The following is a 19,768-nucleotide window of genomic DNA, read 5'->3' as shown; positions in this document are numbered from 1 at the left end:
ATCAGAAAGGGCCAACAGTTGAAACAACAAGGCCGCCCGAAGGCGGCCTTGGCAGTGCATTCCCCGTCAGGGGTTACGAATCTCGTCGAGAATCGCCATCTGGCGGCTGGCCTGCAACACGATGCCGTAGCTCATCTTGTTGTAAACGCGGAACACCATCAGCAGGCCGGCACGCTCGGCGGGCAATTGCACTCGCTCGTTGCGCACGCGGTCACGAACGATCTCGCCGCGCTTGTAGATGGCCAGCACGTTGCCAACCTCCAGACCGTCGCGCTCGCCCTTGTCGAGCAGCACCACGTCATACTGACCGATCTGGGTCACGCCGTTGGGCACGTCCATGATCAGGCCGTTGATTTCCTGACTCGGCTCGCTGGGGAAGAAGGTCGACGCAACCGCGCGCTCTTCGGACTCCAGCAGACGGTCATTGACCAGCACTTCCTGACGGCTGCGGGTCACGTTGACAGTCGCAATATCATCTTCGACGGCCGATACGGTTCCATTGCCGATTTCCTGCAGGTGAATGCCCAGCAGCTCGCCGGTTTCGGGATTGACGTAAGTCTTGCCACGGCGATAGATCTCGTAAGCCGGCACATTGCCGGAAAAGTCGCCACGGGCGTAAACCTTGCTGCCCGCACCCAGCACCACGCTTTCCGCCTCACCGCCGATGATGTAGGGCGCCATCTCGATGGTGGCTTCATCTTCGACTACCCGGCCTGCACGCAGGAACGCGTTGATGGCATCCAGCGGGATGGACGGGATCGCCTCGGCGATCGGTTTCACCCGCGCCTGCGGCGACAGCTTGATGGTGCCGCCGTTACCACGGTTGAGCATCAGCCGCGGCTGGCCATCAATGTACACCAGCGAAATGATATCGCCCGGATAGATCAGGTGGGGGTTGGCAATCTGCGGGTTGGCATGCCAGATTTCCGGCCATTTCCAGGGCAGGCTGAGAAAGCGCCCGGAGATATCCCATAGCGTGTCGCCCTTGACCACGGTGTAGCTGTCCGGGTGATCCTCCCTGAGAACAGACTCTTGCGCCTGCACCCATACGCTCGCCGCGAGCAACACGAGGCCGAGTAGTGTTTTCCTCATGACACGAATCCCTTTATTATAGAGGCCAGCATCCAGGTCGAATCGTGCTCCCACACGCCAGACCCGCTTTATTTCCAAGCTGCTCATAATCTTAGCAGCACAATTTAGATTTGTTCCAGACAAAGCGGTACAAACCCCTATGGCTATTCTCAACATACTGGAGTTTCCCGACCCGCGGCTACGGACCATAGCCAAGCCGGTCACCGCCGTGGACGCCAGAATCCAGCAGCTCGTCGACGATATGTTCGAGACCATGTACGACGCGCCCGGTATCGGCCTTGCCGCAACGCAGGTCAATGTACACGAGCGGGTCGTCGTCATTGATCTGTCCGAGGACAGGTCCGAGCCACGCGTATTCATCAATCCCGAGCTGGAGCCACTGACCGACGACCTCGAGCAAATGCAGGAAGGCTGTCTCTCGGTGCCAGGATTCTACGAGAACGTAGAACGCCCGGAGCGGGTCAGGGTCAAGGCACTTGATCGTGACGGCAACCCGTTCGACGAGGTCTATGAGGGTCTGCTTGCCGTCTGTATCCAGCACGAGTGCGACCACCTGAACGGTAAGCTGTTTGTGGATTACCTGTCCAACCTCAAGCGTGACCGCATTCGCAAGAAACTGGAGAAAATCCATCGCAGCCAGGCTCAGGCCTGATTTGCCAGCGGAATAACAAGGCTTGCTTCGGCAAGCCTTTTCTTTACGGACTCCCATGAAGCCGACCGACCTACGTATCGTTTTTGCCGGAACACCGGACTTTGCCGCCGCCCATCTGCAGGCGCTGATTGATGCCGGGCTGAATATCGTGGCCGTCTACACGCAGCCCGACCGGCCCGCCGGCCGCGGCCAGAAACTGGCGATGAGTGCGGTCAAGACACTCGCGCTCGAGCATGGCCTGCCGGTAATGCAACCTGAACGGCTGCGTGACCCGGCAGACCAGCAGGCGCTGGCCGACCTCAGGCCCGATCTGCTGGTAGTGGTGGCCTACGGTCTGATCCTGCCGCAGGCAGTACTGGATATTCCCCGCCTGGGCTGCATCAACAGCCATGCCTCGCTGCTGCCGCGCTGGCGCGGCGCGGCGCCGATTCAGCGCGCGATCGAAGCGGGTGACAGCGAAACCGGCGTGACCGTGATGCAGATGGAAGCCGGGCTGGATACCGGACCGATGCTGCTCAAGGTCAGTACGCCAATCAGTGCCACGGACACCGGTGGCAGCCTGCATGACCGACTGGCCGAACTGGGTCCGCCCGCAGTGCTTAAGGCCATCGAAGGGCTGGCGGCGGGCACCTTACACGGCGAGGTGCAGGACGACGCCCTGGCTACCTACGCCCACAAGCTGAACAAGCAGGTCTCGGCGATTGACTGGCAGCGTCCGGCCAGCGAACTGGACTGCCTGATCCGCGCCTTCAATCCGTGGCCGCTGGCCCACGCCCAGCTTGACGGCAAGCCGCTCAAGGTCTGGGCCGCCGAGCTGGCGGACGGGCAGGGCACGCCCGGTCAGGTGCTAGCCTGCGAGAAGCGAGGGCTGCTGGTAACCTGCGGCGAGGGCGCGCTGCGCCTGACCCGGCTGCAGCTGCCCGGCGGCAAGCCGCTGGCCTTTGCCGATCTGTATAACGCCCGTCGCGATCAGTTTGCGCCCGGGCTTGTGCTGGGTAACGGTCAGTGAATGCCCGCGCGGCAGCCGCCCGCGCCCTGGCCGCCGTGCTGGCCGGCAAGGCTTCGCTCGGCGGCAGTCTGCCGGCGCAACTCAAGGCCGTCGCGCCGCGCGATCAGGGTCTGGTGCAGGAGCTGGCCTTCGGCACGGCGCGCTGGTACAACCGCCTGGAAGGGCTGGCCCGCGAACTGCTGAACAAGCCGATGAAGCCGACGGATCAGGACCTGCACGCGCTGCTGCTGGTTGGCCTGTATCAACTGCTGTATCTGCGCATTCCGGCCCATGCGGCCATCGCCGAAACCGTCAACGCGGCGGTCAGCCTCGACAAGCCCTGGGCCAAGGGCCTGCTCAACGCGGTGCTGCGCCGGGTTCAGCGTGAGGGCGAGGCGCTGCTGGCTGCGGTCGACAAGTCACCCTCCCAGCGTTGTGCCCATCCCGGCTGGCTGTACAAGCGCCTGCAACGCGCCTGGCCGGATCAGCTCGATGCCATCACCAGCGCCAACAACCTGCATCCGCCGATGACCCTGCGGGTCAATCAACGCCGCCTGAGCCGCGACGCCTATCTGCAGCAATTGGCGGACGCCGGTATTGACGCCAGCGCCTGCCCGTTCAGCGCCGTCGGCATTCAGCTCGCAACGCCCTGCGACGTCAACCTGCTGCCGGGCTTTGCCGACGGGCTGGTCAGCGTGCAGGACGAAGCCGCCCAGCTGGCCGCGCCACTGCTGGACCTCAAGCCGGGGTTGCGGGTGCTGGATGCCTGCTGCGCCCCTGGCGGCAAGACCTGCCAGATTCTCGAACAACAGGCGGATCTGAGCGAAGTAGTCGCTCTTGATCTGGAGCCGGCGCGATTGAAGCGGGTAGAGGAGAACCTCGACCGCTTGCGCCTGAACGCCACACTGATCGCCGCCGACGGCCGCGCTGTCGATCAGTGGTGGGATGGCACGCCCTTCCAGCGTATCCTGCTGGATGCCCCGTGTTCGGCCACCGGGGTGATCCGGCGCCACCCGGATATCAAGCTGACCCGCACCTCGGCCGATATTGCCCCGCTGGCTGCGCTGCAGGGCGAGCTGCTGGACGCGCTCTGGCCTACGCTGGAGGTGGGCGGCATTCTGGTCTATGCCACCTGCTCGGTACTGCCGGACGAGAATACCCGCGTGATCGAGGCCTTCCTCGCCCGCGAGCCCGGGGCACGGCTGCTGGATATCGGCGGTGACTACGGGGTTGCACAGCCGTGCGGCCGCCAGCTGCTGCCGCAGGCCGATGGCCACGACGGATTTTATCTGGCCCGCCTGATCAAACTCAGCGCCAGCCCGCAACAGAAGAACAGGGAGTCTGCGGCATGAAGATCATCATTCTCGGTGCCGGTCAGGTCGGCGGCAGTCTGGCAGCGCAGCTGGCCAGTGAAGCCAACGACATCACCGTGATCGACACCGACACCGCGCGCCTGCGCGAGCTGGGTGACCGGCTGGATATCCGCACGGTGCAGGGCAAGGGCTCCTTCCCGACCGTGCTGCGTCAGGCCGGCGCCGATGATGCCGACATGCTGATTGCGGTTACCAGCAGTGACGAGACCAACATGATCGCCTGCCAGGTGGCCTACACCCTGTTCCGGACGCCGACCAAGATCGCCCGCGTACGGGAATCCGCCTACCTGACACGCGGCGGTCTGTTCCATAACGAGGCGGTGCCGATCGACGTATTGATCAGCCCGGAGCAGGTAGTTACCAATTACGTCAAACGGCTGATCGAGAACCCCGGTGCGCTGCAGGTGCTCGATTTTGCCGAGGGCAAGGCCCAGCTGGTCGCCGTGCGCGCCTACTACGGCGGCCCGCTGGTCGGCCAGGAACTACGCTTTCTGCGCCAGCACATGCCCGGTGTCGACACCCGGGTAGCGGCGATTTTCCGCAAGGACCGCCCGATCATTCCCAAGGGCGATACCATCATCGAGGCTGACGACGAGGTGTTCTTTATCGCTGCCACACGCGATATCCGGGCGGTGATGAGCGAGCTGCGACGGGTCGAGAAGACCCACAAGCGCGTGGTCATTGCCGGTGGCGGCAATATCGGCGAGCGGCTGGCCGAAGCCATCGAGAGCCGCTATCAGGTCAAGATCATCGAAGCCAGCAAGACCCGAGCAGACTATTTGTCGCAGACCCTGGACCGTACCGTGGTACTGCACGGCAGCGCGTCGGACCGCGAGCTGCTGATCGAAGAGAATATCGAAGACGTCGACATCTTCTGCGCCATTACCAACGACGACGAAGCCAACATCATGTCCTCGATGCTGGCCAAGCGCCTCGGCGCGCGCAAGGTGATGACGCTGATCAACAACCCGGCCTACGTCGACCTGGTGCAGGGCGGCGAGATCGATATTGCCATCTCACCCTCGCAGGCAACCATCGGCACCCTGCTGACCCACGTGCGCCGGGGTGACATCGTCAACGTCTACTCGCTGCGCCGCGGCGCGGCAGAAGCCATCGAGGCAGTTGCCCACGGCGACGCACGCTCTTCCAAGGTGGTCGGCAAGTCGATCGGTCAGATTGATCTGCCGCCGGGTACCACTATCGGCGCCATCGTCCGCGACGACGAGGTGCTGATTGCCCACGACTCGACCGTGATCGAATCCGATGACCATGTCATCCTGTTCGTGATCGACAAGAAATATATCCGCGATGTGGAGCGTCTGTTCCAGGTCGGCCTGACTTTCTTCTGAGGCGCCTCGCAGCATGCAGTATCCACAGATACAGCGCATCATCGGCATTTTGCTGATGCTCTTTTCCACCAGCATGCTGCCGGCGGCAGGTGTTGGCTGGTACTACCACGAGGAGGCGATGAACGCCTTCCTCAGCGGTTTCGTCATCACCCTGATTGCCGGTACCCTGATCTGGCTACCGGTGCGTGGCCGACGCAACGAGCTGCGCACCCGCGATGGCTACCTGATTACCGTTCTGTTCTGGCTGGTCCTCGGCCTGTTCGGTGCGGTGCCGCTGTGGTTGCTGGAAACACCTGACCTGACCGTGGCCGATGCGGTGTTCGAGTCTTTCTCCGGCCTGACTACCACCGGCGCCACCGTAATCACCGGGCTGGATACCCTGCCACGGGCGCTGCTGTATTACCGCCAGCAGCTGCAATGGTTTGGCGGTATGGGGATCATCGTGCTGGCGGTGGCGATCCTGCCGATGCTGGGTGTTGGCGGGATGCAGCTGTACCGCGCCGAGATGCCGGGGCCGCTGAAGGAAAACAAGCTGACCCCGCGCATCGCCGAGACGGCCAAGGTGCTCTGGTATATCTACGCCGGCCTGACCGTTGCCTGTGCACTGGCCTACTGGGCCGCCGGCATGGACCTGTTCAACGCCATCGGCCACAGCTTCTCCACCGTCGCCATCGGCGGGTTCTCCACCCACGACGCCAGTATCGGCTACTATAACAGCCCGCTGATCGAGTCGATCTGCATCCTGTTCATGCTGATTTCCGGCATCAACTTCGCCCTGCACTTTCTCGCCTGGCGCTACCGCTCGCTGAAGAACTACTGGCAGGACCCGGAGTGCCGCGCCTACGTGCTGATCCTGCTGGCACTGTTCATCATCTGTTTCGCCGTGCTGGTGCATTACCAGCACCATGATGTCTGGACTTCGGTGCGCTTTGCCGCCTTCGAAACCGTTTCGATTGCTACCACCACCGGCTTCGGTGTGACCGACTTTTCCACCTGGCCGACCCTGTTGCCGTATCTGTTGCTGTACGCCAGCTTTATCGGCGCCTGTGCCGGCTCGACCGGTGGCGGTATGAAGGTGATTCGTGTGCTGCTGCTGTACAAGCAGGGATCGCGGGAGATCAAGCGACTGCTGCACCCGCACGGGGTTTTCCCGGTCAAGCTGGGCGACAGTCCGGTACCTGACCGGGTGGTGGAAGCAGTGTGGGGGTTCTGTGCGGTGTACGTCTTTGCCTTCGCGATGCTGTTCCTGATCCTGCTCGGAACCGGTCTGGACTTTGTCACCGCGTTCTCGGCGCTGACGGCGTGCATCAACAACCTCGGCCCGGGTCTGGGCGAGGTTGCCGTGCACTACGGCAATCTGGAAAGCGGGGTGAAATGGGTGCTGAGTTTCGCCATGCTGCTGGGCCGCCTGGAGGTCTTCACTCTGCTGGTGCTGCTGTCGCCGATGTTCTGGCGTCGCTGACCTCGTCAGCCTCGCCGAGAAAGGCCATGCCGGCACCTTCACCGGGCACCGCTCGCTGCACCTGCATGCGCAGAACAGGTGCCTCAAAGGGCATCCCCTGAACCTGCCCGGTGACTTCGTCACCGTTGCTCAGCTCTCCCATCAGCGGGTGTTCGACGAAGACCCCACCGTCTGACAGGTCTCGGGTGTACGCCAGAATATCGCCAAAGGACTGGTGCCAGATGCGGATCTGCGCCTTCATCTGTGTTCGCGGATGTTGTCGTTGGTTGGCCATCCCTTACCCCCACATCAGTCGTATTGCACCCATCTGCAACAGGCCAGGCCTGCACCGCAGAAACCTGTGCACCCTAGCACAGGCTGGCCATCACTTTAATACCAGCGTTTTTCCCCGGCAGGCCGTTTTTTGAACCGCTTCATACTCCACATGTACTGGCTGGGCCAACGGCGCACATAGCGCTCAATCACGGCGCTCATGCAGGCCACGGCCTCGTACTCGTCCTGACTGTAAAGCGCCTCTGGCGCCGCCTCCAGAATCACCTTGAAACCACTGTTGTCGGGCAGCCGTACACAATGGAAAAACAAGGCACGTGCCTCGCTGCCCTTGAGCAGGTTGGGGACAAACTTGCTGGTCAGTGCCTGGGTTGCAAAGAACGGAACAAACACACCGCTCTTGAGCGCCGGCTCCGGATCGGCCGGAATACCCACCGCGCCACCGCGACGCACTTCGCGCATGACACTGATGATGCCCTCACGGGTCGAGGCAGCGACCTTGTTGCCCAGCTGGGTGCGCTGGCGCTTGAGCAGGTCATCAACCGCCTTCTGCTTGGGCGGGCGGTAGAAGATGATGGGCTTGGCGCGCAGGCAGTACCAGTGGTTGAGCACTTCCCAGTTACCCAGGTGGCTGGTAATCGCGACCACGCCCTTGCCGGCTGCCAGTGCTTCGGTGAGCAAATGCTCCCCTTCGACTTCCCTGATCAGCCCGACCGTCTTGTGCGGTGACCACATCCAGGCGCAAGCACTCTCGGCAAAACTGCGGCCGGTATCAAGCAGCGTTCGGCGGACCAGATCATTCAGCTCGGCCTCGCCCAATTCCGGCATGCAGTGACTGAGGTTGATCCGGGTGACGTCACGCGAGCGGTTCGGCAGCTTCCACATCAGCCAGCCCGCGAACGCGCCAAGACGCTGCGCGACGCCAAAGGGCAACTGGGCAAACAGCCTGAGAAATCCAACGATGAGGGCGCCTTTCAACCGCTCCACGGCAATGCTCCGAACAATGAATCAGCGGCCATTGTAAGCTGCACGGGCGGGCAGGGCGAGAACCCGGGTCAGCCTGCAGCCAGGGCCGGGTAGCAGTGGCAATTGGTAGTGTGATCCATGACCATCCCGGTCGCCTGCATAAAGGCATAGCAGATGGTCGGCCCGACGAAGGTAAAGTTGGCCTTCTGCAACGCCTTGCTCATCGCCTTCGCCTCGGCGGTCTGTGCCGGAATCTCGCTCAGGGTAGCCGCATGACGGATCAGCGGCTGGCCGCCGACGAACTGCCAGAGCCAGTCGACCGGATCCTGCTCGGCACACAACCGTTGCCACGCTCGCGCATTACGCCGGGCGCCGTATACCTTGAGCCGATTGCGGATGATGCCCGGGTCCTGTAGCAGCGCCTGCAGCTCGTCATCACTCTGGTTGGCCATAAAGGCGATATCGAAGTCGCGATACACCTGCCGATAGTGCTCACGCTTGCGCAGCACCGTGATCCACGACAACCCGGCCTGAAAGCCCTCCAGCATGAGCATCTCGAACAGGCTGCCGGCATCCCGGCAGGGCACGCCCCATTCTTCGTCGTGATAACGCTGATACACAGGGTCATCGCTGCACCATCCACAGCGTACCGGGTCCGTCGGGTTCATGCCTTGCTCCAATTCGGGGGTTATACTCGCCAAAACCCATCTTGTATTCGCCCACGGAGAACCACATGAGCGACCAGTTGCAAATCATCGACCTGACCCTGGGCGAGGGCAAGGAGTGCGTCAAGGGCGCGCTGATCACCACCCACTACACCGGCACCCTCGAGGACGGCACCGTATTCGATTCGTCCCACCAGCGCGGTCGGCCCTTCCAGTGCGTCATTGGCACCGGTCGGGTCATCAAGGGCTGGGATCAGGGCCTGATGGGCATGCGGGTCGGTGGTCGCCGTCAGCTGTTCGTACCTGCCGAACTGGCCTACGGCGAGCGCAGCGTTGGCGAGCATATCAAACCAGGCAGCAACCTGCGGTTCGAGATCGAGCTGCTGGAAGTGCTCACCCGCGACGACTGACCACCGCCGCGCCGAACCACCCGCGGCATGGCACAACACAGGAAGCGAGCATGGCAGAGACCCTGACATTCAACATGGACGCCGTCCTGCAACGCCTGCTGGAGGAGTGCTACAGCCTGCTGGCAGCACTGCCGCTGTTCCTGCTTGCGCTCGTTGTGGTCGCCGTATTCTGGCTGCTGGGAAGCTGGCTGGCCCGCCGACAGATGCTGGACCGGGTTGCCCGGCGCAACCCGTTCCTGCGCGAACTGACCCGCACCACCGTACGCTGGGTCATCAGCCTGATCGGCGTGCTGATTGCACTGGAGATCATGGACGCCACCGCCCTGGTCGGCGCCGTGCTGGGTACTGCCGGGGTCATGGGGGTGGCGCTCGGCTTCGCCTTCAAGAGCACCATGGAAAACTACCTTGCCGGCATCCTCATGAGTCTGCGGCAGCCGTTTTCACCGAAGGATCATGTCGTCATTGATGGCAACGAAGGCATTGTGGTCGCCCTGACCTCACGGGCTACCATCCTCATGACGCTGGACGGCAATCACCTGCGCCTGCCCAACGCCCTGGTATTCAGCAGTGTGATGCTCAACTACACCCGCAACCCCAGTCGTCGCTTTGGCTTTGATGTCGGCATTGGTGTCAACGAGGATCTGGTGCGCGCCCAGCAGATTGGCATTGACGTGCTGAGCACGCTGGAGGGTGTGATGGACGCGCCCCCGCCTCGCGCCTATATCACCGCGCTGGGCGACTCCAACGTCCAGATCCGCTATCAGGCCTGGGTAGACCAGCGCAGCCATGACTTTGCCAGCGTAAAGAGCGAGGGCATTCGCCAGGTCAAGCTGGCACTGGAAGCCGCCGGGATGGATATGCCGGAGCCGATCTACCGGGTACAGCTGAGCGAGCGCGGGGCGGCCTCCAGCCCGGGCGTCACACCACCGGCAACATCGACGCAAACCCGGGCACCCGCTGCGGTGGATACCCGCGTGCAGGCCGATCTCGAGGAGCAGATCGCTGCCGACCAGCGTAGCCGCGGCAGTGAGGATCTGCTCGACCCCGGGGCGCCAAAGGAATAAGCGGTTGACCATAACCGGCACAGCCGCTAGATTCGACCCATGACCAGCACACCCGCACTGACCAGCCGAATGATTATTACCGCCATTCCCATAACGGCGGGCTAGCATCGTGCGCACCCAAACCCGCCTCTGAGGCGGGTTTTTTCATTCTGTCTCCGGGGCAAACAAGCATCAGGAGACCGTATGACAACTGCTCTATCCCTCTCTTCAACCGACACCGAAACCGACCTGAGTGACGACGACGCCCCGGCACGATTACGCACTCTGGTCGGCAGCATCCTGTCGGCACCGGTCTATGACGTCGCCACTGAAACCCCGCTGCAATTCGCCCCGCGCCTGTCCTCAGACCTGAACAATCAGGTTCTGCTCAAGCGCGAAGACCTGCAACCGGTGTTCTCGTTCAAGATCCGCGGTGCCTACACCCGCGTCGCCCGACTGAGCCCAAGCGAGCGGGCGCGCGGCGTCATCACCGCGTCAGCCGGTAACCATGCCCAGGGACTGGCACTTGCTGCCCAGCGACTCGGCGTGCGCGCGCTGATCGTCATGCCCACCACCACGCCAAAGCTGAAGGTCGAAGGCGTCTGTGCCCGGGGCGCCACTGCGCTGCTGCACGGCGACGGCTTCCCGGAAGCACTGGCACACGCGCTGCAGCTGGCAGACAAGTACGGCTATACCTTCGTCCCGCCGTTTGACGACCCGGATGTGATCGCCGGCCAGGGAACCGTCGCGGTGGAGCTGCTGCGTCAGCATCAGGGTGCACTCCACGCGGTATTTGTACCGGTCGGTGGCGGCGGGCTGATCGCCGGGGTAGCGGCGTATATCAAGTATCTGCGCCCAGAGGTGCGGGTGATCGGCGTCGAGTCGGAGGAATCCGCCTGCCTGCAGGCAGCACTGGCGGCCGATGCCCGTGTGGTCTTGCCAGCGGTCGGGCGCTTTGCCGATGGCGTCGCGGTCGCGCAGATCGGCAAACTCAATTTCGCCTTCTGCCGACGCTACGTCGACGAGGTCATCACCGTCAGTAACGACGCCATCTGCAGCGCCGTACGCAGGATTTATGACGACACCCGCTCGATCACCGAGCCCTCTGGCGCGCTGGCAGTAGCTGGCTTGCGCGAATACGTACGACGCGAAGGTATCCGCGACCAGACCCTGATTGCGATCAACTCGGGTGCCAATATCGATTTCGACCGGCTGGGGCAGGTGATTGAGCGCTCGGCGGCAGCAACACCGTGAGCGCCCAAAGGGATTGGCAGAGCACGCCGACTAAGATCGCGCAGACCAGTAAATACGCCGCTTTCCTGTATGTCGGAGGCGTTCTGAATGTATACTTCGGCCTTTCTCAATTTCACAGCCCGACCTGGTGAAACACGTGACTCAGACCAATCCAGCCGTCCACACCTTTCAAGGACTGATCCTTGCCCTGCAAAGCTACTGGGCAGAGCGGGGTTGTGTGGTACTGCAGCCCTACGACATGGAAATGGGTGCCGGCACCTTCCATACAGCCACCTTCCTGCGCGCCATCGGCCCGGAAACCTGGAACGCCGCCTACGTCCAGCCCAGCCGCCGCCCGGCTGACGGCCGCTACGGTGAAAACCCGAACCGCCTGCAGCATTACTACCAGTTCCAGGTGGTGCTCAAGCCGAACCCGGACAACATCCAGGAGCTGTACCTGGATTCGCTGCGTCATATCGGCGTCGACCCGCTGGTGCACGACATCCGCTTCGTTGAAGACAACTGGGAATCGCCGACCCTCGGCGCCTGGGGTCTGGGCTGGGAAGTCTGGCTGAACGGCATGGAAGTGACCCAGTTCACCTACTTCCAGCAGGTCGGTGGCGTCGAGTGCTATCCGGTCACCGGTGAGATCACCTACGGTCTGGAGCGTCTGGCGATGTACCTGCAGGGCGTCGACTCGGTCTACGACCTGGTCTACTCCGACGGCCCGTTCGGCAAGGTCAGCTACGGCGACGTGTTCCACCAGAACGAGGTGGAGCAGTCCACCTACAACTTCGAGCACGCCAACGTCGACAAGCTGTTCGAGCTGTTCGATTTCTACGAAGGTGAAGCCAATCGTTTGATGGAACTGGAGCTGCCGCTGCCGGCCTACGAAATGGTCATCAAGGCATCGCACACCTTCAACCTGCTGGACGCCCGCCGCGCCATCTCGGTGACCGAGCGTCAGCGCTACATTCTCCGTGTTCGTACCCTGTCCCGCGCGATTGCCCAGAGCTATCTGCTGGCCCGCGCCCGCCTCGGCTTCCCGATGGCCACCCCCGAATTGCGTGATGAAGTACTGGCCAAGCTGAAGGAGGCCGAATAATGCAGGCGCAGGATTTTCTCGTTGAACTGGGCACCGAAGAGCTGCCTCCCAAGGCCCTGAAGAAGCTGGCCGAAGCCTTCCTGGCCGGGGTTGAAGGAGGTCTGAAAGACGCCGGTCTGGGCTACGCCAAGGCCCGCTACTACGCCGCGCCGCGCCGCCTGGCCGTGCTGGTCGAGGCGCTGGCAACCCAGCAGCCCGACCGCACCACCCAACTCGATGGCCCGCCCGTACAGGCGGCGTTTGACGCCGACGGCAACCCGACCAAAGCCGCCGAAGGCTTTGCCCGCAAGTGCGGTGTCAGCCTGGCCGAGATCGACCAGAGTGGTCCGAAGCTGCGCTTCGTACAGAACATCCCGGGCCAGCCGGCCACCGATCTGCTGCCCGGCATCGTTGACGCCGCACTGGCCGCGCTGCCGATTCCCAAGCGCATGCGCTGGGGTGCCCGCAAGACCGAATTCGTCCGCCCGACCCAGTGGCTGGTCATGCTGCTGGGTGATCAGGTCGTGCCCTGCGAGATTCTCTCGCAGCGTGCCGGTAACCTGTCCCGCGGCCACCGCTTCCACCACCCGGATCAGGTCACCATCGCCAGTCCGGCGGCTTATGCCGAGACCCTGCGCAGCGCGCACGTGATCGCCGATTTCGCCGAGCGCCGCGAGATCATCAAGAGCCGCGTCGACACGCTGGCTGCAGAGCAGCAGGGCACCGCCATCGTGCCGGCGGACCTGCTGGACGAAGTCACCGCGCTGGTCGAATGGCCGGTGCCGCTGGTGTGCAGCTTCGAGGAACGCTTCCTTGAGGTGCCGCAGGAAGCGCTGATCTCGACCATGCAGGATAACCAGAAGTACTTCTGCCTGCTGGATGCCAACGGCAAGCTGCTGCCGCGCTTTATCACCGTCTCCAACCTGGAGAGCAAGGACCCGGCGCAGATCATCGCCGGTAACGAGAAGGTGGTGCGCCCGCGCCTGACCGACGCCGAGTTCTTCTTCAAGCAGGACCAGAAACAGCCGCTGGAAACCCGCAACCAGCGTCTGGCGAACGTGGTATTCCAGGCCGATCTGGGCAGTGTATTCGACAAGGCCAAACGCGTGTCCGAGCTGGCCGGCTTTATTGCCGAGCGCATCGGCGGCGACGCCGGGCGAGCTGCCCGTGCGGGCCTGCTGTCCAAGTGCGACCTGGCGACCGAGATGGTCGGCGAGTTTCCGGAACTGCAGGGTATTGCCGGCTACTACTACGCCAAGCACGACGGCGAAGCCGACGACGTGGCGCTGGCGCTGAACGAGCAGTACATGCCGCGCGGTGCAGGTGCCGAACTGCCAAGCACCCTGACCGGCGCCGCCGTGGCGCTGGCAGACAAGATCGACACCCTGGTCTGCATCTTCGGTATCGGCATGCTGCCGACCGGCTCCAAGGACCCGTATGCCCTGCGCCGTGCCGCCCTCGGCGTCCTGCGTATCCTGATCGAGAAGCAACTGGACCTGGATCTGGCCAGTGCGCTGGGACATGCCGTGGAGACCAACCAGGAACTGGGCTTTGCCCAGGCGACTACCGCCGGATTGAGCGGCGAGGCGCTGGTTGCCCAGGTGCAGGACTTCATCTTCGACCGCCTGCGCGCCCGCTACGAGGATGAAGGTATCGACGTTGCGGTTTACCAGTCGGTACGCGCCGTCAGCCCGACTTCGCCGCTGGACTTCGATCAGCGTGTACAGGCCGTTCAGGCCTTCCGCCGACTGCCCGAGGCCGAGGCCCTGGCTGCCGCCAACAAGCGAGTGTCCAACATCCTGTCCAAGGCTGACGGCAGCGTCAGTGAGCAGATCAATACTGCACTGCTGCAGGAAGCCGCCGAGCAGGCGCTGGCGAACGCCGTCGCCGCTGCAGAGCAGGCGGTAGCGCCGCTGGCATCCCAACGGCAGTACAACGCGACGCTGGAGCAACTGGCCGCCCTGCGCGCGCCGGTGGACGCCTTCTTCGAACAGGTACTGGTCAACGCCGAGGACGACGCCGTCAAGGCCAACCGCTACGCGCTGCTGGCACGTCTGCGCGGTCTGTTCCTCGGCGTTGCGGATATTTCGCTGCTCGGCTGACGCCGCTGCAAGCTACAAGCTGCAAGCGGCAAGCCGCCCGTGCTGACTTGTAGCTTGCCGCTTGGAGCTTGTCGCTATGAAGTTAATCATTCTCGACCGCGACGGGGTCATCAATCAGGACTCCGACGCCTATATCAAATCCCTCGACGAGTGGATTCCCTTGCCCGGCTCCATCGACGCCATTGCGCGCCTGAGCAAGGCCGGCTGGACTGTCGCAGTGGCCACCAACCAATCCGGTATCGGCCGGGGCTACTATGACGAGGCCACGCTGCAGGCCATGCATGACCGGCTGCGCCAGCTGGTAGCAGAGCAGGGCGGCAAGGTGGATCTGATACGTTACTGTCCGCACGCTCCTGATGCCGGTTGCGATTGCCGCAAGCCGCTGCCAGGGCTGTTCAGGCAGATTGCCGATGACCTTGGTCAGCCGCTCGATGGCGTTCCCACCGTGGGCGACAGCCTGCGTGACCTCGAGGCCGGCTGCGCCGTCGGTTGTACGCCCTATCTGGTACGTACCGGCAAGGGTGCGAATACCGAGCACAAGACACTGCCCGCCGGTACGCGGGTATTCGATGATCTGGCAGCTGTTGTCGACCACCTCCTGGAATCCTGAACCATGTCTCTGCTGATGCGCCTTCGCGTCGTTCTGTTCTACCTGTTGCTGTCGGCCAGCGCTGCCGTCTGGTGCATTCTGGTCACCCCGCTCGCGCTGTTTCTGAGCGTTCGCTGGCGGATCAAGGTCATCATCGAGTGGTGGTCCGCTATCGCTGTGTGGCTGGCGAAGAACATCGTCGGCATCCGCTACGAGATATCCGGTCTGGAGAACATTCCGGATCAGCCGGGGGTGATCCTCGCCAACCACCAGAGCACCTGGGAAACCTTCTTTCTGCCACGTGTATTCCGTCCGCAAACCCAGTTGATCAAGCGCGAGCTGCTGTATGTCCCCTTCTTTGGCTGGGCCTTTGCGCTGGCCAAACCCATTGCGATTGACCGCAGCAAGGCGCGCGACTCGCTGCAGCAGCTGACACGCACTGGCGGTGAACGCCTGAAGGACGGCATGTGGATTCTGGTATTCCCGGAAGGTACCCGCATCGCCCCCGGAGAGACGGTCAAATTCTCCCGTGGTGGCGCTGCGCTGGCCTGTGCCAATAACGCCCCCATTATTCCCGTTGCGCACAATGCCGGCGAATTCTGGCCGCGTCAGGGCTGGGCCAAGAAGCCCGGTACCGTCAAGGTGATGATCGGCCCCGCGATCTATCCGGCCGGTGCCGATCCGCGCTCCATCGTCGCCGCCAACAAACAGGCTGAAAGCTGGATCAACCAGCAGTTGCAGGGCCTGAAAGACGCCTGAGGGCGACTGGTCCATAATGGGTGTTCTGACGCGGCGTACCGCGATTTCATCAACTGCTCGACCGGTGTCTTGATATGGATATTAACCGCTACCTCCGCGCCCTGGCCGAAAAGGGCGGCTCCGACCTGTTTTTCAGCGTTGGTGCGCCCGTGACCCTAAAGCGTGAGGGTGACTTCTTCGCCTTCGGCAATCAGCCGCTGGCAGCCGGTGCCGTCAGGGAACTGGCCTGGCAGGTGATGAACGAAAAGCAGATCGAGGAGTTCGAACGCGAGCAGGAGATGAACCTGGCGGTCGGCCTGCCCAACCTGGGCCGCTTCCGTATCAACGTGTTCTACCAGCGCAGTGAAGTGGGTATGGTCGTGCGCCATATCAGCAACAAGATTCCTGCCTTCGCTGACCTTGGCCTGCCGCAGCAGCTGGAACGACTGGCACTCAAGGATCGCGGCCTGGTGCTGGTGGTCGGCGCCACCGGTTCAGGCAAGTCGACAACCCTCGCCTCCATGCTGGATTACCGTAATACCAATCGGGCAGGGCACATTGTCTGCATTGAAGACCCGATCGAGTTTCTGCACAGGCACAAGAAATCGATCATCGATCAGCGTGAAGTCGGGCTGGATACCCAGAGCTTCGAACATGCGCTGCGCAATGTTCTGCGCGAATCGCCTGACGTCATCATGATCGGCGAGATACGCGACAAGGCGACCATGCAGCACGCGCTGCACTACAGCGAGACCGGTCACCTGGTGGTAGCCACCCTGCACGCCACCAACAGCGTCCAGGCCATCGAGCGCATGGTCAACCTGTTCCCGGAAGGCGAGCGCAAACAGACGCTCAGTGATATCTCGATGAATCTGGCCGGCATTATTGCCCAGCGGCTGGTGCCTGCGGTGCATCAGAAGCGTGTGGCCGCCGTCGAGGTGCTGCTGCGCACGCCCTACATCCGTAACCTGATTGCCCGCGACGAACTGTCCGAGATCAAGGACTCGATGAACCGCGGCCAGGAGCCCGGCCTGCAAAGCTTTGATCAGCACCTGTACGACCTGCTGACCGACGGCAAGATCACCATGGAGATGGCGCTGCGCTACGCTGATTCGCCAACGGATCTGAAGCTGAAGTCCAAGTTCAGCGATACCCGCAGCGAATCGCCACTGGGCATGCCACAGCAACCAGAGCCAGAAGCGGAGCTTTCATTCAAGCCGGCGACGCCGGGTAACGAGTTTTCCGATTCGGATCTGACCGACGACTTTCGTTGATCGCCAGACACTAAAAACCCCTTTGACCCTACGATCAAAGGGGTTTTTTATCGCCTGATCAGACGTCCAGGTTGGACACCGCCAGAGCATTGGACTCGATAAATTCGCGGCGCGGTTCCACGTGGTCACCCATCAGCGTGTTGAAGATCTGGTCCGCAGCGATAGCGTCTTCAATATTCACCCGCAGCATACGGCGACTTTCCGGATCCATGGTGGTTTCCCACAGCTGCTCCGGATTCATCTCGCCCAGCCCCTTGTAACGCTGGATAGTATGACGGCGTGCGGTTTCGTTCATCATCCATTCAAGGGCTTCCTTGAAGTTGCTGATCGGCTTCTTGCGCTCGCCGCGCTGCATATAGGCGCCGGGCTCCAGCAGGGTCTGCAGCTTCTCACCCAGCTCGGCCATGGTGCGATAGTCATTGCTGGCGAACAGGTCACGATTGAAGGTGACATAGTTCGACAAACCGTGGGTAATGGACTCGACCTCCGGTAGCCAGAGATGCCGTTCCGGGTCTTCCCGAAGGCTGACACGGAACTCCTGACCGGATCGCTGCGTGGGTGCGACGCGCTCTGCAAACCCTTTAATCCAGGTCTCCATAAAGGCCTTATCGGCCAGGTTCTCCACACTCAGGCGGGGCAGATAGATGAAGTGCTCCATCAACTCCTGCGGATACAGGCGAGCCAGGCGCTTGAGCGTTTTCATCACGCTGCGGAATTCCTGTACCAGACGCTCCAGTGCCTGACCGGTGATCCCCGGCGCGCCTTCGGTAACGTACAGATAGGAATCTTCAAGGGCTGACTGTGTCAGGTACTCTTCGAGTGCCTCGTCGTCCTTCAGGTACTGTTCCTGCTTGCCCTTCTTGATCTTGTAGAGCGGCGGCTGGGCAATGTAGATGTAGCCGTTTTCGATCAGCTCTGGCATTTGACGGAAGAAGAACGTCAGCAGCAGAGTACGAATGTGCGAGCCGTCGACGTCAGCATCGGTCATGATGATGATGTTGTGGTAACGCAGCTTTTGGATGTTGAACTCTTCGCGGCCAATACCACAACCCAATGCGGTAATCAGCGTGCCCACCTCGGCAGAGGAGAGCATCTTGTCAAAACGTGCCTTCTCGACGTTGAGGATCTTACCCTTCAGCGGCAGGATGGCCTGGGTCCGGCGGTTACGGCCCTGCTTGGCAGAGCCGCCCGCGGAGTCACCTTCCACAATGTAGAGTTCAGACAGTGCCGGATCCTTCTCCTGGCAATCTGCCAGTTTGCCCGGCAGGCCGGCGATATCCAGTGCGCCTTTGCGGCGGGTCATTTCACGGGCCTTGCGGGCGGCTTCGCGTGCCCGGGCGGCATCAATCATCTTACCCACTACGGCCTTGGCCTCACCGGGCTTCTCCAGCAGGTAGTCGGCAAAGAATTTGTTCATTTCCTGCTCGACGGCGGTCTTCACTTCGGATGACACCAGCTTGTCCTTGGTCTGGGACGAGAACTTGGGATCCGGCACCTTGACCGAAATGATGGCCGTCAAACCTTCACGGGCATCGTCACCAGAGGTATTGACCTTAAGCTTTTTCAGCAAGCCTTCCTGTTCGATATAGCTGTTCAGGCTGCGGGTGAGAGCGCTGCGGAAGCCGGCGAGGTGCGTACCACCATCGCGCTGGGGAATGTTGTTGGTGAAGCAGAGAATGCTCTCGTTAAAGCTGTCATTCCACTGCATCGCCACTTCAACGCCGATGCCGTCTTCACGCTGAAGATTGAAGTGGAACACCGAGTTGATGGTGCTCTTGTTCTGGTTCAGGTACTCGACGAATGCGCGCAGGCCGCCTTCGTAGCGGAACAGTTCGTGCTTGCCAGTGCGCTCGTCTCGCAGGTTGATACCCACCCCGGAGTTCAGGAAAGACAGTTCGCGCAGGCGTTTGGCGAGGATATCCCAGCTGAATGAGATGCTGCTAAAGGTCTCGGCCGAGGGTTTGAAATGAATCTGGGTACCCGTGCTATCGGTGTCACCAACTGCCGCCAGAGGGGCTTGCGGCACACCATGGACGTAGGTCTGCTCCCAGACCTTGCCTTCGCGGCGAATGGTCAACACCAGCTTCTCCGAGAGGGCGTTTACCACCGATACACCCACACCGTGCAGACCGCCGGAGACCTTGTAGCTGTTATCGTCGAACTTACCGCCGGCGTGCAGAACAGTCATGATGACCTCTGCAGCGGACACCCCTTCCTCGTGTGCATCGACCGGGATACCGCGGCCGTTGTCACGGACACTGATCGACTCGTCGGTATGGATGGTGATGTCGATATCACTGCAGTAGCCAGCCAGGGCTTCATCGATCGAGTTATCGACGACTTCAAAGACCATGTGGTGAAGGCCGGTGCCGTCATCGGTGTCACCGATGTACATACCGGGACGCTTACGCACCGCATCAAGGCCCTTCAGAACCTTAATACTCGATGAATCATAGGCTTTGTTATCGGTCATCTTAA

Annotated in this window: 17 protein-coding genes and 1 pseudogene; 13 read left to right on the top strand and 5 right to left on the bottom strand. The window is 62.0% G+C overall.

Annotated elements, in window-relative coordinates:
• Positions 1–66 precede the first annotated feature (66 nt).
• Positions 67–1,092: a LysM peptidoglycan-binding domain-containing protein gene (locus ACZ5WQ_RS14035; protein ID WP_338212500.1), complete on the bottom strand. Its 1,026-nt coding sequence runs from the start codon at positions 1,090–1,092 to the stop codon at positions 67–69.
• A gap of 139 nt (positions 1,093–1,231) precedes the next feature.
• Between ACZ5WQ_RS14035 and def the strand changes: the two genes are divergently transcribed.
• The 5 genes from def to ACZ5WQ_RS14010 are packed head-to-tail and all read left to right on the top strand — an operon-like array spanning position 1,232 to position 6,916.
• Positions 1,232–1,744 (top strand): peptide deformylase, encoded by a 513-nt coding sequence (gene def / locus ACZ5WQ_RS14030; RefSeq protein WP_088275920.1) that lies wholly within the window; start codon positions 1,232–1,234, stop codon positions 1,742–1,744.
• A 55-nt stretch (positions 1,745–1,799) separates the two neighbouring features.
• The gene (gene fmt, locus ACZ5WQ_RS14025; RefSeq protein WP_464382495.1) at positions 1,800–2,753 is read left to right on the top strand and encodes a methionyl-tRNA formyltransferase; all 954 of its coding nucleotides are present in this window, start codon (positions 1,800–1,802) and stop codon (positions 2,751–2,753) included.
• Positions 2,750–4,084 carry a 16S rRNA (cytosine(967)-C(5))-methyltransferase RsmB gene (gene rsmB / locus ACZ5WQ_RS14020; protein WP_338212498.1) on the top strand — a complete coding sequence of 445 codons (1,335 nt, stop codon included), beginning with the start codon at positions 2,750–2,752 and terminating at the stop codon, positions 4,082–4,084. The genes fmt and rsmB overlap by 4 nt, the downstream gene beginning before the upstream one ends.
• Positions 4,081–5,454 carry a Trk system potassium transporter TrkA gene (gene trkA, locus ACZ5WQ_RS14015; RefSeq protein ID WP_228246033.1) on the top strand — a complete coding sequence of 458 codons (1,374 nt, stop codon included), beginning with the start codon at positions 4,081–4,083 and terminating at the stop codon, positions 5,452–5,454. The genes rsmB and trkA overlap by 4 nt, the downstream gene beginning before the upstream one ends.
• A gap of 13 nt (positions 5,455–5,467) precedes the next feature.
• Positions 5,468–6,916 carry a TrkH family potassium uptake protein gene (locus ACZ5WQ_RS14010; protein WP_233048586.1) on the top strand — a complete coding sequence of 483 codons (1,449 nt, stop codon included), beginning with the start codon at positions 5,468–5,470 and terminating at the stop codon, positions 6,914–6,916.
• Here ACZ5WQ_RS14010 and ACZ5WQ_RS14005 read toward each other — a convergent pair.
• The 3 genes from ACZ5WQ_RS14005 to ACZ5WQ_RS13995 all read right to left on the bottom strand — a co-directional run bounded on the left by ACZ5WQ_RS14005 (position 6,873) and on the right by ACZ5WQ_RS13995 (position 8,820).
• The gene (locus ACZ5WQ_RS14005) at positions 6,873–7,190 is read right to left on the bottom strand and encodes a PilZ domain-containing protein (protein WP_088275915.1); all 318 of its coding nucleotides are present in this window, start codon (positions 7,188–7,190) and stop codon (positions 6,873–6,875) included. The two genes, ACZ5WQ_RS14010 and ACZ5WQ_RS14005, sit on opposite strands and share 44 nt — an antisense overlap.
• A gap of 95 nt (positions 7,191–7,285) precedes the next feature.
• Positions 7,286–8,173, bottom strand: a complete 888-nt coding sequence (locus ACZ5WQ_RS14000) for a lysophospholipid acyltransferase (protein WP_228246031.1) — start codon at positions 8,171–8,173, stop codon at positions 7,286–7,288.
• 68 nt (positions 8,174–8,241) lie between these two features.
• The gene (locus ACZ5WQ_RS13995; RefSeq protein ID WP_228246030.1) at positions 8,242–8,820 is read right to left on the bottom strand and encodes a DNA-3-methyladenine glycosylase I; all 579 of its coding nucleotides are present in this window, start codon (positions 8,818–8,820) and stop codon (positions 8,242–8,244) included.
• A gap of 65 nt (positions 8,821–8,885) precedes the next feature.
• On the opposite strand from ACZ5WQ_RS13995, the gene ACZ5WQ_RS13990 reads away from it, so the two are divergent.
• The 8 genes and pseudogenes from ACZ5WQ_RS13990 to ACZ5WQ_RS13955 all read left to right on the top strand — a co-directional run bounded on the left by ACZ5WQ_RS13990 (position 8,886) and on the right by ACZ5WQ_RS13955 (position 17,290).
• A complete protein-coding gene (locus ACZ5WQ_RS13990; protein ID WP_088275911.1) occupies positions 8,886–9,227 on the top strand; it encodes an FKBP-type peptidyl-prolyl cis-trans isomerase in 342 nt (113 codons plus the stop codon).
• Between the two features lie 50 nt (positions 9,228–9,277).
• Positions 9,278–10,291, top strand: a complete 1,014-nt coding sequence (locus ACZ5WQ_RS13985) for a mechanosensitive ion channel family protein (protein WP_464382494.1) — start codon at positions 9,278–9,280, stop codon at positions 10,289–10,291.
• Positions 10,292–10,519: 228 nt separating this feature from the next.
• Positions 10,520–11,506 (top strand): annotated as a pseudogene (gene ilvA, locus ACZ5WQ_RS13980) (threonine ammonia-lyase, biosynthetic); the annotation flags it as partial.
• 154 nt (positions 11,507–11,660) lie between these two features.
• Positions 11,661–12,608, top strand: coding sequence for a glycine--tRNA ligase subunit alpha (gene glyQ, locus ACZ5WQ_RS13975; RefSeq protein WP_228246028.1), 948 nt, complete (start codon positions 11,661–11,663; stop codon positions 12,606–12,608).
• Positions 12,608–14,689 (top strand): glycine--tRNA ligase subunit beta, encoded by a 2,082-nt coding sequence (gene glyS / locus ACZ5WQ_RS13970; RefSeq protein WP_228246027.1) that lies wholly within the window; start codon positions 12,608–12,610, stop codon positions 14,687–14,689. Before glyQ ends, glyS begins: the two co-directional genes overlap by 1 nt.
• A gap of 76 nt (positions 14,690–14,765) precedes the next feature.
• On the top strand, positions 14,766–15,299 hold the full coding sequence (gmhB, locus tag ACZ5WQ_RS13965) for a D-glycero-beta-D-manno-heptose 1,7-bisphosphate 7-phosphatase (RefSeq protein WP_228246026.1): 534 nt from the start codon (positions 14,766–14,768) through the stop codon (positions 15,297–15,299).
• A gap of 3 nt (positions 15,300–15,302) precedes the next feature.
• Positions 15,303–16,037, top strand: a complete 735-nt coding sequence (locus ACZ5WQ_RS13960; protein WP_088275904.1) for a lysophospholipid acyltransferase family protein — start codon at positions 15,303–15,305, stop codon at positions 16,035–16,037.
• A 74-nt stretch (positions 16,038–16,111) separates the two neighbouring features.
• Complete coding sequence (locus tag ACZ5WQ_RS13955; protein WP_228246025.1) at positions 16,112–17,290, top strand: PilT/PilU family type 4a pilus ATPase; 1,179 nt, start codon at positions 16,112–16,114, stop codon at positions 17,288–17,290.
• Positions 17,291–17,348: 58 nt separating this feature from the next.
• On the opposite strand, the gene gyrB is transcribed toward ACZ5WQ_RS13955, so the two are convergent.
• Positions 17,349–19,763 (bottom strand): DNA topoisomerase (ATP-hydrolyzing) subunit B, encoded by a 2,415-nt coding sequence (gene gyrB, locus ACZ5WQ_RS13950; RefSeq protein WP_228246024.1) that lies wholly within the window; start codon positions 19,761–19,763, stop codon positions 17,349–17,351.
• Positions 19,764–19,768: the final 5 nt, after the last annotated feature.

The sequence above is a fragment of the Halopseudomonas sp. T1L2 genome, from assembly GCF_055397385.1.
This window is presented reverse-complemented; position numbering and strand designations above follow the sequence as displayed.